We start from the raw sequence: 13,570 nt of genomic DNA, 5'->3' as shown, positions 1-13,570 counted from the left end.
TTCATATTATACGTAAAGGGGCCATGTGCAATGTCAAGGCGTAGAGGGTTTATGTCGTCAAAGATGAAAGAAGAACTGGCTAAAGAACTTGGTTTTTACGATACTGTACAAGCAGAAGGTTGGGGCGCTATTAGGGCAAAAGATGCAGGCAATATGGTGAAACGAGCTGTAGAGCTTGCACAGCAGCAGCTAAAGCAATAGTATAGTGAAAACCAATGCTTATACGATTATTTAAAGTGAAATGAGAAAAACCGAAGTGTGTAACCGCTTCGGTTTTTTTGTCCCAAAATGAAAGATAAAAAAGAGGATTAAACAAAGATGTTTAAATGAACAGCTATATCTTGTTCATTTTATGATAAAATAGCGTTAAACTCGATAAGATGAAGTAGGTGAAGTAAGTTGAAATTAATGGTGAAAGCGCCGGCTAAAATAAATTTGTCACTTGATGTGTTACATAAACGTCCAGATGGTTACCATGAAGTTAAGATGATTATGACAACAATAGATTTAGCAGACAGAATTGAACTTTCTGATCGTGAAGATGGACGGATTGTTATTTATTCTCATAATCGCTTTGTTCCAGATGACCAGCGAAATCTTGCTTATCAGGCAGCACAGATTTTAAAACGACGTTATAACATTTCAAAAGGTGTAAATATATTAATTGATAAACATATTCCAGTGGCTGCTGGACTAGCTGGAGGCAGCAGTGACGCGGCTGCTACATTACGCGGTTTAAATACATTATGGGAATTAGGGTTATCATTAGACACACTTGCAGAAATAGGGGCTGAGATTGGCTCTGACGTATCTTTTTGCGTGTACGGAGGGACAGCTCTTGCTACAGGGCGCGGAGAGATTGTAGAGCATATTGAGGCACCTCCAAGCTGCTGGGTGATTTTGGCTAAGCCTGAAATAGGTGTTTCTACGGCAGATGTATATCGAAATTTAAAAATCGAAGAGATGGATCATCCCAAAGTAGATGAGATGGTTCATGCCATACAATCAGGAAATTATGATCAAATGTGTAGCCTTGTAGGAAATGTATTAGAAGCAGTAACGCTGAAAATGCACCCGGAAGTAGCTCTCATTAAAGAACAAATAAAGCGTTTTGGCGCCGACGCTGTGCTCATGAGCGGCAGTGGGCCAACTGTATTTGGACTTGTACAGCATGATTCACGTATGCATCGTATTTATAACGGATTACGTGGGTTCTGCGATAAGGTTTATGCAGTTAGGCTACTAGGTGAACGAATAACGCTTGAATAAATCCGTATGTTAATGTTATATTTACATTACAATATTCGGATTTTCAGGAGGATGTTATGAAGTTTCGACGTAGTGGACGATTAATTGATATGACCAACTATTTCATTCAAAACCCTCAGCGCCTTATCCCTCTTACGTATTTTGCAGATAAATACGATTCCGCAAAATCATCTATTAGCGAAGATATGGCGATTATTAAACAAACTTTTGAGCAGCAGGGTATCGGAACCTTGGTTACGCTACCAGGAGCTGCCGGCGGAGTTAAATTCATTCCAAAAATGACGAATGAAGAAGCCGGTCAGCTTGTTCAAGAATTATGTGGGTTGATTGAAAAACCTGAGCGTTTACTGCCAGGTGGATATTTATATTTAACTGATATTTTAGGAAACCCTCGCGTTGTGAATAAAATCGGTCGTTTATATGCATCACTTTTTGCTAACCGCAAAATCGATGTTGTAATGACTGTAGCGACAAAAGGTATTCCGATTGCGTATGCGGTAGCTCAGTATTTAGATGTGCCGGTTGTTATTGTACGCAGAGACAGCAAAGTAACCGAGGGGTCGACTGTTAGTATTAACTACGTGTCAGGTTCATCTAAGCGCATTCAAACGATGCTGTTAGCTAAAAGAAGTTTAGCGGTAGGATCAAATGTGCTCATCATTGATGACTTCATGAAAGCTGGCGGTACCGTAAATGGAATGGTTAGCTTGCTTGAAGAGTTCGATGCAACTGTTGCTGGTATTGGAGTCTTAGTAGAATCAGAAGATATTGAAGAGCGTTTAGTGGATGAGTATGTGTCTCTTGTACAGTTGAAAGACGTAAATATCAAAGATAAACAAATTCGTGTACAGGAAGGCAATTACTTAAAATATATTTGATCAAGTAAGGGAGAGGAACATATGTTACAGGTTCAAACAAAAAATGCACCGCAAGCTATTGGTCCATATTCACAGGGAATTGTTGTGAATAACTTGTTTTACAGTTCAGGTCAAATTCCACTTCGTCCAGATGGTACATTGGTCGAAGGCGATGTTCAAGTACAAGCTACTCAAGTATTTGAAAATTTAAAAGCAGTTCTTGAAGAAGCTGGAGCTTCTCTAAATACAGTTGTAAAGGCAACCGTATTCATCAAAGATATGAATGACTTTGCAGCGTTAAATGAAGTCTATGGTGACTACTTCGGCGACCATAAGCCGGCACGTTCGTGCGTAGAAGTAGCGAGACTGCCAAAAGATGTACTTGTTGAAATTGAAGTTATTGCACTAGTTAAAGGGTAATAAAATTAACAAATTTCTAATAAAAAGCAAGTAACTTCCAATTGTTCACTTTTTTTGCGAAAATTTTCTAAAAATTTTTTCTGAATAGCAGGAAAACACAAAATTCTGTGGAATTAAGTATGTAAAGCTTCGCATAGAAAAAGGTGGTGAACAAGATGGAAGTAACTGACGTAAGATTACGCCGCGTGAACACTGAAGGACGTATGAGAGCGATTGCTTCAATCACATTAGATGGTGAATTTGTTGTTCATGATATTCGTGTGATTGATGGTAATAATGGCTTATTTGTAGCCATGCCAAGTAAACGTACACCTGATGGTGAGTTCCGTGATATTGCACATCCAATCAATTCAAATACTCGCGGAAAGATTCAAGATGCTGTTTTAGCAGAATATCATCGTTTAGGTGAGGTAGAAGTTGAATTCGAAGAAGCGGGTGCTTCGTAAACATATGATACATTAAGAGTCTACTGAAAAGTAGGCTCTTTTCTTTTTGGTTTTCACTTATATAATTTCACACCTTTGTAAAACTTTAGCATTACCAAAAAATAAAATTCACGACTTATAAATGATTCCTTGAAATGCTGTCATTTTTGATATAATATTCTTAATGGATAAAAAGGTAAAATTGGAGGCCTGTTATGTCAAAAAGATATGCAGTCATATTGGCAGCTGGTCAGGGTACACGTATGAAGTCATCTTTATATAAAGTGTTACACCCTGTGTGTGGCAAACCGATGGTGCAACACGTAATTGATCAGTTATCACGCTTGGATTTAACAAATTTAATTACAGTTGTAGGTCACGGTGCCGAAAAAGTGAAATCACATGTTGGAGATAAAAGCTTATTTGCTTTACAAGAAGATCAGTTAGGAACAGCTCATGCAGTAATGCAAGCAGAATCTTTACTTGCACATGAAAAAGGTACGACAATTGTTGTATGTGGAGATACTCCTCTTATTACAGCTGAAACAATTGAATCTTTATTAAAGCATCATGAAGCAACAAATGCAATGGCAACTATTTTAACAGCTCATGCAGAAGATCCAACAGGATATGGACGCATTATTCGAAATGAGCAAGGGTCTGTTGAAAAGATTGTGGAGCATAAAGATGCCACAGAACAAGAGCGTCTTGTACAGGAAATCAATACTGGTACGTATTGTTTTGATAATGAGAAATTATTTGAGACACTTTCAAAAGTTTCAAATGATAACGTACAGGGAGAGTACTATTTACCTGATGTTATCGAAATTCTAAAAAATGAAGGTCAAATTATTTCTGCATATCAAACATCCGATTTTGCTGAAACATTGGGCGTTAACGATCGATTTGCTCTATCTCAAGCAGAAGAAACAATGAAAAAGCGTATCAACAAGCAGCATATGTTAAATGGAGTGACGATTGTAGATCCTTCTAACACGTACATTTCAGCAGATGCTGTCATCGGCAGAGATACGGTTGTTTATCCGGGGACAGTTATTCAAGGAACAGTTGAAATTGGGGAGAATTGTGAAGTAGGACCTAACAGTGAAATTAAAGACTGCAAAATAGGTAATAATACTTCTATTCGCCATTCTGTTGCTCACGATAGTGAAATTGGTCACGAAGTCACAATTGGTCCATTTGCACATATTCGTCCTCAGTCACTAATCGGAGACGAAGTGCGCGTAGGAAACTTTGTAGAAATTAAAAAAGCATCTTTTGGAAAAGGTAGCAAAGCTTCTCATTTGAGTTATATTGGAGACGCAGAGGTCGGAAAAGGTGTAAACTTAGGGTGCGGATCTATTACAGTTAACTACGATGGGAAAAATAAATTTTTAACAAAAATTGAAGATGGGGCATTCGTAGGATGTAACTCAAACTTAATTGCACCTGTAACAATTGGTGAAGGTGCCTATGTTGCAGCTGGTTCAACCGTAACGGATGATGTGCCAGGAAAAGCATTATCAATTGCTCGTGCGAAACAAGTAAATAAAGAAAACTATGCTGAAAAGCTTGATATTAATAAAAAATCCTGACGGAGGTTTCACAATAAAATGTCAAATGTATATGCGGATGAAAATTTAAAGTTATTTACGCTAAATTCAAACAAGGCTTTAGCTGAAGAGATCGCAAAAGTAATTGGTGTGGAGTTAGGTAAATGTTCGGTTGATCGTTTTAGTGACGGTGAAATTCAAATTAACATTGAAGAAAGTATCCGTGGTTGTGATGTATTTATCATTCAATCAACAAGTGCTCCAGTTAACGAACACTTAATGGAATTATTAATTATGATTGATGCATTAAAACGTGCATCAGCTAAAACAATTAACATTGTTATGCCTTACTATGGCTATGCTCGTCAGGATCGTAAAGCTCGTGCACGTGAACCAATCACTGCCAAATTAGCAGCAAATATCATTGAAAAAGCGGGAGCTACTCGTATTATTACATTAGATTTACACGCTCCTCAAATTCAAGGTTTCTTCGATATTCCAATTGACCATTTAGTAGGTGTTCCAATTTTAGGTGAATACTTCAAGAGTAAAAACCTTGACGACGTTGTTGTTGTATCTCCGGACCACGGTGGTGTAACGCGTGCTCGCCGTTTAGCGGAACGTTTAAAAGCACCGATTGCTATCATTGACAAACGTCGCCCTCGTCCAAACGTAGCAGAAGTTATGAACATTGTTGGACAAGTGGAAGGAAAAACAGCAATCTTGATTGATGACATGATTGATACAGCTGGTACAATTACAATTGGTGCAAGTGCATTAATTGAAGCAGGTGCAAAAGAAGTATATGCTTGTTGTACACATCCAGTGCTATCAGGCCCTGCAATTGAGCGTATTCAAAACTCTACAATCAAAGAGCTAGCTGTAACAAACTCTATTGCTTTGACAGAAGATAAGAAAATTGATAAAGTAACAGAACTTTCAGTAGCTCCTTTAATTGGTGAAGCGATTATTCGTGTTCACGAAGAGCAATCAGTTAGTACATTATTTGATTGATAAACAGAACCTCTTTCCATTTGGAAAGAGGTTTTTTTGAAAAAATTTAAATATGCTAATCCTTGATTTTAAAGGGATTTGAACGGGATGAGCAAAGATATATTGATGTTCAAACAGGGTTACATGTTTAGCGGCCTTCTAAAAAGGGTACATTTTAAGTAGAAAACATACTGGAAGGTGAATAAAATGAGTATTTCAATTGAGGCAAATAAAAGAACGGATTTTAAAAATTCTACAAATAGAAAAATTCGCGATGAAGGAAACTTCCCAGCGGTTGTTTATGGAAATAAAACAGAATCCACACCTATTTACTTAAACAGTGCTGATTTTATTAAGACTATTCGTGAAGCAGGACGCAATGGAGTATTAACATTACAAGTAGATAAGCAAAAATATTCCGTAATGTTACATGATATTCAAACCGATCCATTAAAAAACGAAATTGTCCACGCCGATTTCCAAGTGGTCGACATGAAGAAAGAAATTGATACTGAAGTTTCTTTATCTCTAGTAGGAGAAGCAAAAGGAACAAAAGAAGGCGGCGTATTACAGCAGTCTCTATATGAAATTTCACTAAAAGGCTTGCCGCAAGATATCCCATCATCTATTGATGTAGATGTATCGGATTTAGGAATTAATGATACAATCACGGTAGCGGATATCAAGGTAGATAAAAAGCTTGAAATTACGCATGACGCAGAAGATACAGTTGCTTCTGTATTACCTCCTCAACAGGAAGAAGAGCCGGACAGCGGCGAAGTTCAGGATGCTGAAGGCAATGTTGAAGCAACAAAAGAAAAAGCTGATGAAGAATAATATAAAAGACGTAACCAAAAGGTTACGTCTTTTTGTGTAAATTGATTATAATAAAAGTGATACTATATAGTAATGTAAAACTTTAAAGACATTTACCTAGTATGTACCATAGCTTACATAGAATAGAAAGGAGTATCTATTTTGAAATTAATCGTTGGTTTAGGGAACCCTGGCAAAGAATATGACCGTACTCGTCATAATATAGGATTTATGGCAATTGATAAAATTGCTGAACAGTTTATGATTTCATTAGATAAAACAAAGTTTAACGGAATATATGGAACAGGTATAATAAAAGGAGAAAAAGTCATATTATTAAAGCCTCTAACATATATGAATTTATCAGGAGAAAGTATTCGCCCGTTAATGGACTATTTCGATATAGACGTGGAAGATTTGCTTGTTATTTATGATGATTTAGATTTACCGTGCGGAAAAGTAAGGTTGCGTACAAAAGGAAGTCCGGGTGGTCATAACGGAATAAAATCGATTATTCAGCATTTAAAAACCCAAGAGTTTAACCGAATTCGTATTGGAATTGATCGTCCGAAGAACGGTATGAAAGTAGTTGATTATGTACTAGGGCGCTTCACTGAAGATGAAATGGTTCATATGGAAGAAGCGATGAAAACGTCTGTACACGCCAGTGAGGACTTTTTGGGTAAACCATTCTTAGAAGTAATGAATCGTTACAATTAAGTAGAATAAAATTTCTCCCAATCGTCCATACTAACACTAAAAGATTTGGGAGGATTTGTATGTCTATTCATTATTTCTGTAGACATTGTGGCGCAAAAGTCGGTATGATAGAAAAGACAGCTCACAATACTGAAGCACTCGGTTTTAATCACCTGACCGCAGATGAACGAAAAGACTTTATTCATTACCATAATAGTGGAGATATCGTGGTTAAAATTATTTGTGAAGACTGTCAAGAAGCGCTAGAACGTAATCCAGATTATCATCAGTACGAAACATTTATACAATAAAAAGCTTTGGTCTCAAACCAAAGCGTTTTTCTGTTTAGTTTAGACATATCATGGGAGGAGGGAATTCCTTTGCGAGGGATTAGACAGCAATTTGAAGAAAATAAAGAAATTGGAGCTGTTGTTAGCAGTTTAGAAGAAGGTTTAAAAGAACAGTTAGTAACGGGAATTTCCGGTTCAGCTCGATCTGTATTAATGGCACTGTTAAATGAGGATAAAAAATACCCCTTATTAGTAGTGACCCATAATTTATATCAAGCCCAAAAAGTGTATGAGGACCTTTTGCATCTTTTACCGGAAAAAGACGTTTTCTTATACCCTGTTAACGATTTAGTTGCTACAGAAGTGGGAATTGCAAGTCCAGAATTAAAGGCTCAGCGAATTGAAGCACTCAATTACTGGAGTCAACATACAGGTGGAGTAGTTGTAACACCGCTTGCAGGAATTCGAAAGCTGTTGCCCCCTAAAGCAAGATGGGAGCAAACGCAGCTGCCGTTTCAAATGGGGATCGACATCGACGTTGATCATTATTTAAAAAGGTTAGTTGAATTAGGGTATGAGCGAGCATCCATGGTTTCAGCTCCAGGTGAATTTAGTGTGCGCGGAGGAATCATTGATATTTATCCGCTAACAGAAGAGCTGCCTGTCCGAATTGAACTATTTGACACGGAAATTGATTCCATTCGTACTTTTACAATTGAGGATCAACGCTCTCAAGAGCAGCTAAAAGAAATCTCAATCGGCCCTGCTACGGAAATTATTGTGAACCAAAATGAAGTGGCCAAGGGAATTGAAGAACTAGAAGCACAGCTGGCTTCGACGCTTCAACAAGTGAAAAACGCATCGCTGAAAGCTACCTTAACAGAAAATATTAAAGGTGAAATCGAACAGCTGCGTCAAGGTCAACTTCTTGAAAATATGTTCAAGTATTTATCGTTCTTTTACGAATCGCCTGCTAGTTTACTAGATTATTTACCAGAAGGCGGCATTGTCATCTTTGATGAGACAACTCGAATTCAAGAAACGTCTGATCAGCTTGAAACAGAGGAAGCTGAATGGATAACAGAATTATTAGAGCAGGGGCAAATTGTTCGAGACGTTCAATTATCTCATAAGCTTCCATCTCTTATTCAGCGGGCAAAACATCAGTTTTTATACTTATCGTTATTTTTAAAACATGTGTCTTATACGAGTCCGCAAAATATTATTAATATTTCATGTAAGCAGATGCAGCAGTTTTACGGCCAAATGAACTTATTAAAAAGTGAAATTGAACGCTGGAAAAATGCTAATTATACAGTGGTTCTCTTAGGAGCAGACAAAGAGCGGGTGAAAAAACTCGAAGGTGTTCTAGCAGATTATGATATCGATTCATCTATTTTAGATGGAAATGGTCAGCTTGTACCAGGTCTTGTCCAAATTATTGAAGGCGATTTACAAATGGGCTTTGAACTGCCGATGCAAAAATTAGCCGTTTTAACCGAGGAAGAATTGTTTAAAAAACGTGTAAAAAAATCAAAGCGTCGTCAAAAGCTTTCCAATGCAGAGCGTATTAAAAGCTATTCAGAGTTAAACGTAGGTGACTATGTTGTTCACGTTAATCACGGTATTGGCCGTTACTTAGGAATGGAAACGTTAGAGATTAACGGTAATCATAAAGATTATATTCATATTAAATATGAAGGCTCTGACAAGCTGTATGTTCCTGTTGAACAGATTGATCAAGTACAAAAGTACGTAGGTTCTGAGGGCAAAGAGCCAAAGGTATATAAGCTTGGCGGAAATGACTGGAAAAAAGTAAAACGTAAAGTTGAGTCTTCTGTTCAAGACATCGCTGATGACCTAATTAAACTGTATGCAGAGCGTGAAGCAAGCAAAGGTTATGCATTTTCACCGGATGGAGATTTACAGAGAGAGTTTGAAACAGCTTTCCCTTATCAAGAAACCGAAGATCAGCTTCGTTCTGTACAAGAAATTAAAAAGGATATGGAACATGAAAGACCAATGGATCGTCTTCTTTGTGGAGACGTTGGATATGGAAAAACGGAAGTAGCCATTCGTGCTGCATTTAAAGCTGTTACTGATGGAAAACAAGTAGCTATTTTAGTACCAACCACTATTTTAGCTCAGCAGCACTATGAAACCATTCGTGAGCGTTTTCAAGACTATCCAATTAACATTGGGCTATTGAGCCGCTTTCGAAGCCGTAAACAGCAGCAAGAAACGATTAAAGGGCTAAAAAACGGTACAGTAGATGTAGTGATTGGTACACATCGTTTACTATCTAAAGACGTTATTTATAAAGATTTAGGATTGTTAGTCATCGATGAAGAACAGCGTTTTGGTGTAACGCACAAGGAAAAAATCAAACAAATGAAAGCAAACGTTGACGTCCTTACACTTACAGCAACACCTATTCCACGAACACTACATATGTCTATGCTGGGCGTTAGGGATTTGTCTGTTATTGAAACGCCGCCTGAAAATCGTTTTCCAGTTCAAACGTATGTAGTGGAGTATAACCCTGTTCTAGTTCGTGAAGCGATTGAACGTGAATTAGCGCGTGATGGCCAAGTTTACTTCTTATATAATCGCGTGGAAGATATTGAACGAAAAGCCGAAGAGATTTCGATGCTCGTGCCTGATGCTAGGGTAACGTATGCTCACGGAAAAATGAATGAAACAGAACTAGAAGCGGTTATCTTAAGCTTTTTAGAAGGCGAATATGACGTTATTGTAAGTACAACCATTATTGAAACAGGAGTAGATATTCCAAATGTAAATACACTTATTGTCAATAATGCTGATAAGATGGGATTATCACAACTTTATCAATTAAGAGGGCGCGTAGGTCGTTCAAATCGCGTGGCGTATGCGTACTTTACGTATCATAAAGACAAAGTACTGACAGAGGTAGCTGAAAAGCGTCTACAAGCTATTAAAGAATTCACCGAATTAGGTTCAGGCTTTAAAATTGCTATGCGTGACCTTTCAATACGTGGTGCCGGAAACTTACTTGGTGCTCAGCAGCATGGATTCATCGATTCTGTTGGTTTTGATCTCTACTCACAAATGCTTAAAGAAGCGATAGAGGAAAGACGCGGATCTGACGGAGAAAGTGTGAAATTTAATGTTGAAATGAATCTGGATTTGGATGCGTATATCCCTGATCAGTACATTACAGACGGTCGCTTGAAAATTGAAATGTATAAGCGCTTTAGAGGAATTGAAGCATTAGAGGATATTCAGGAATTGCAAGATGAAATGATTGATCGTTTTGGAGAGTATCCAACTGAGGTTGAGTATTTATTTAAAGTAGCCGAGACAAAAGTATATGCAACGCAGAACTTAGTAGAATCTATTCTTCAGTCAAAACAAGAAATTTCGATTCTATTGTCTGAAGAGGCAAGCTCAACGGTTGACGGGCAAAAATTATTTATGCTAGGTGATCAATTTGGCAGAATGGTCAGCCTAGGCATGGATGGCAAGAAAGTGAAATTAGTCGTTAATGTAAAAGGACTTGCTCAAAAAGAATGGCTGAATATTGTGTATCAGTTAGTAAAAGGAGTAGCCACTGTAAAAAAAGAACAAGTTACGAATTAAAAAGAAGGCTCATTTTTGAGCCTTCTTTTTATATAACTCAGGTAAAAATATCCCAACCCTCATGTTTTTGCGGTTTTTTGGGCATTTTTTTAATAAAAACACACTTTTTAACAAAAAAAGAGATGGTTGGTGAATAGAAGTTGTAGAGTGAAGAATACTAACCTCAACAAAGGTGAACCTTTTATCATCTAGCCATCAGTGATATTCACCAATTATTTTAATCATCATATGAAAGAGAGGCTTCAATGAATGAAAGCAACAGGTATTGTTCGTCGTATTGATGATTTGGGTCGCGTTGTGATTCCAAAAGAAATTAGAAGAACACTTCGCATCCGAGAGGGAGACCCGCTAGAGATTTTCGTCGATCGCGATGGAGAAGTTATTTTAAAGAAATATTCACCAATTAGTGAATTAGGAGATTTTGCAAAAGAGTATGGCGAAGCGTTATACGATAGCTTAGGTCATCCTGTACTTATTTGTGACCGCGATGTATTTATTGCGGTAGCAGGAAGTTCTAAAAAAGAATACTTAAACAAAAATATTAGTTCTTTAGTGGAATCTGCCATGGAAAGCCGCAGTTCTTCTTTAGTAACTGATGGAAAAAATCTTGAATTTGTCGATGGATATGAAGAAAATATTTCTTCTTATACAATCGGTCCAATTATTGCAAATGGAGATCCGATTGGGGCCGTTGTTATTTTTTCAAAAGATAAATCTCTTGGTGAAGTGGAGCATAAAGCAGCCGAAACAGCAGCTAGCTTCTTGTCTCGTCAAATGGAGCAGTAAGTGTAATTATCTCTATTTTACATTATTTACCAAAAAGGTAGCAGTTTCTGCTGCCTTTTTTCATGCTGTCTTATCTTAGAAATAAAGAGAACATGATATAATGGTACGGTATTTTATTTATTGGAAAGTGCAGGCTGTTTTATAAGAACAAAGCTCTATTCTATGGCAGTTAGCGGCTAATAAAAAGGTTTGTTCACATAATTAGCAGCTGCAGGTGAAAGGTGTAGGAATGCAGAAACAAACAAAGCTTTATTCTATTTTCAACGGCGCCATTATTTTAACGCTCGCAGGTTTATTTACGAAAATCTTAAGTGCCACTTACCGTATTCCATATCACCATATTGCGGGAGATATAGGGTTTTATATCTATCAGCAAGTTTATCCGCTATATGGAATTGCACTACAGCTAGGTACATACGGTTTCCCTGTAATTATTTCAAAGTTAGTAGCCGACTATGCGGCAACAAATAGGAGAAAGGAAATACGAGGAATACTTCAAGTTTCATTTGCTTTTTTGTTTGTACTAGGCTGCATGATATTTGCACTTGAATATATCTTTGCAGAAACGATTGCCGAGTGGATGGGAGATCGTCAATTGACAATTCTCATTCAAATTATTTCATTTTCGTTTTTACTTATTCCCTTCATTGCCGTCATTCGTGGTTATTATCAAGGATTATATAACATGTTTCCTACAGCGTTGTCTCAAATCGCAGAACAAGTTGTTCGGGTAGGGACTATTTTGTATCTATCTATTTTCTTTATGCAACATGGGTATGGTCCTTATACTACAGGGGCTGGAGCTATTTTTGGTTCCATAACAGGCGGTATAACATCTCTTATTATTTTATTTTTATTTGTGTTTAGAACAAAGACAAATTCTAAGGGAGTATTTCAACGCATAAAGAAAGCAGACATCAAAAAAATAGTAAAAGTCCTTATTATTCAAGGCTTATTAATTTGTATTAGCGCTATGGGTCTACTGTTTATTCAGCTTATTGATTCCTTTACTTTATACTCTAGTCTGACGGCACATGGCATGGCTGAAAAGGCAGCAAAAATCCTAAAAGGCATTTATGACCGCGGGCTTCCGTTGATTCAATTAGGCACAGTAGTAGGTACAGCTTTTTCGCTTTCGCTTGTACCTATTATTTCTTCAGCCATTGCGAAAAAGAATCTATCATTTGTGGTTGAAAAAGTTCAGCTATCTCTTCGCCTATCGCTTGTAGTCGGAGTTGGAGCAGCTTTTGGCTTGATTGCGCTAATGAAACCTATTAATATGCTTCTATACGGTGATTCCCACGGAACGGATGTTTTACAAATTTTGAGCTTGTTAATTATATTTACAACAGTAGCAGCAACTGCTGGAGCTGTGTTGCAGGGGATGGGAGCTGTTTTCGCTCCTGTAGTAGCCGTCATCGCTGGCATGATGGTCAAACTGATATTAAATCTTTGGCTAATACCAGAGTTTCAAACCATAGGGGCAGCCATTGCTTCTTCAACTGGATTCGGCATCGTTGCGGCAATCAATCTATTTTGGCTGTATAAAAAGCTAGCTGTATCTCTTGTTCCAAAAAGAGCGAGTGGTGGTATTTTTATAACAGCAATAGCAATGGTTGTGCTGTTGCAAAGCTATTTATTTTGTTTACATCACTTTGTATGGTCTAATAGTTTAGACACAAGCAAACAAGTGGTTGAAACAGGAACAGGTGTGTTAATAGGCGGTTTGTTTTATTTATTTATTATTATGAAACAACATATTTTTACCGAAGAAGAATTACACTTACTTCCAATGGGAAGTGTTTTAGCTAAATACGTATTGAAAAATAAATAAGAAGGTG

The 13,570-nt window shown here is 37.3% G+C and carries 13 protein-coding genes; all 13 read left to right on the top strand.

All coding sequences use genetic code 11. The features are described from left to right. Positions 1-30: 30 nt before the first annotated feature. Entirely contained in the window at positions 31-201 is a 171-nt protein-coding gene (locus ACLHDF_RS32300; RefSeq protein ID WP_413922379.1) for a small, acid-soluble spore protein, alpha/beta type, read from the top strand. A gap of 198 nt (positions 202-399) precedes the next feature. After that, positions 400-1,269 (top strand): 4-(cytidine 5'-diphospho)-2-C-methyl-D-erythritol kinase, encoded by an 870-nt coding sequence (gene ispE, locus ACLHDF_RS32295; RefSeq protein ID WP_013054861.1) that lies wholly within the window; start codon positions 400-402, stop codon positions 1,267-1,269. A 56-nt stretch (positions 1,270-1,325) separates the two neighbouring features. Then, a complete protein-coding gene (gene purR, locus ACLHDF_RS32290; RefSeq protein ID WP_195781478.1) occupies positions 1,326-2,147 on the top strand; it encodes a pur operon repressor in 822 nt (273 codons plus the stop codon). A gap of 21 nt (positions 2,148-2,168) precedes the next feature. Next, on the top strand, positions 2,169-2,546 hold the full coding sequence (locus tag ACLHDF_RS32285; protein ID WP_013054863.1) for a RidA family protein: 378 nt from the start codon (positions 2,169-2,171) through the stop codon (positions 2,544-2,546). 155 nt (positions 2,547-2,701) lie between these two features. Beyond that, positions 2,702-2,992 (top strand): septation regulator SpoVG, encoded by a 291-nt coding sequence (spoVG, locus tag ACLHDF_RS32280; RefSeq protein WP_013054864.1) that lies wholly within the window; start codon positions 2,702-2,704, stop codon positions 2,990-2,992. Between the two features lie 194 nt (positions 2,993-3,186). Further along, positions 3,187-4,566, top strand: coding sequence for a bifunctional UDP-N-acetylglucosamine diphosphorylase/glucosamine-1-phosphate N-acetyltransferase GlmU (gene glmU / locus ACLHDF_RS32275; RefSeq protein WP_413922378.1), 1,380 nt, complete (start codon positions 3,187-3,189; stop codon positions 4,564-4,566). Positions 4,567-4,584: 18 nt separating this feature from the next. After that, the gene (locus ACLHDF_RS32270) at positions 4,585-5,538 is read left to right on the top strand and encodes a ribose-phosphate diphosphokinase (RefSeq protein ID WP_013054866.1); all 954 of its coding nucleotides are present in this window, start codon (positions 4,585-4,587) and stop codon (positions 5,536-5,538) included. Between the two features lie 186 nt (positions 5,539-5,724). Next, positions 5,725-6,354 (top strand): 50S ribosomal protein L25/general stress protein Ctc, encoded by a 630-nt coding sequence (locus ACLHDF_RS32265; RefSeq protein ID WP_413922377.1) that lies wholly within the window; start codon positions 5,725-5,727, stop codon positions 6,352-6,354. A 141-nt stretch (positions 6,355-6,495) separates the two neighbouring features. Beyond that, the gene (gene pth / locus ACLHDF_RS32260; protein ID WP_052500310.1) at positions 6,496-7,053 is read left to right on the top strand and encodes an aminoacyl-tRNA hydrolase; all 558 of its coding nucleotides are present in this window, start codon (positions 6,496-6,498) and stop codon (positions 7,051-7,053) included. A 59-nt stretch (positions 7,054-7,112) separates the two neighbouring features. Next, positions 7,113-7,343, top strand: a complete 231-nt coding sequence (locus ACLHDF_RS32255; protein WP_013054869.1) for an anti-sigma-F factor Fin family protein — start codon at positions 7,113-7,115, stop codon at positions 7,341-7,343. Positions 7,344-7,412: 69 nt separating this feature from the next. Next, positions 7,413-10,943: a transcription-repair coupling factor gene (gene mfd, locus ACLHDF_RS32250; RefSeq protein ID WP_413922376.1), complete on the top strand. Its 3,531-nt coding sequence runs from the start codon at positions 7,413-7,415 to the stop codon at positions 10,941-10,943. A 249-nt stretch (positions 10,944-11,192) separates the two neighbouring features. Beyond that, the gene (spoVT, locus tag ACLHDF_RS32245) at positions 11,193-11,729 is read left to right on the top strand and encodes a stage V sporulation protein T (RefSeq protein ID WP_413922375.1); all 537 of its coding nucleotides are present in this window, start codon (positions 11,193-11,195) and stop codon (positions 11,727-11,729) included. A gap of 229 nt (positions 11,730-11,958) precedes the next feature. Then, positions 11,959-13,563, top strand: a complete 1,605-nt coding sequence (locus ACLHDF_RS32240) for a putative polysaccharide biosynthesis protein (protein ID WP_413922374.1) — start codon at positions 11,959-11,961, stop codon at positions 13,561-13,563. Positions 13,564-13,570: the final 7 nt, after the last annotated feature.

Source organism: Priestia megaterium, from assembly GCF_046599315.1.
Taxonomy (GTDB): Bacteria; Bacillota; Bacilli; order Bacillales; family Bacillaceae_H; genus Priestia; species Priestia megaterium_F.
This window is presented reverse-complemented; position numbering and strand designations above follow the sequence as displayed.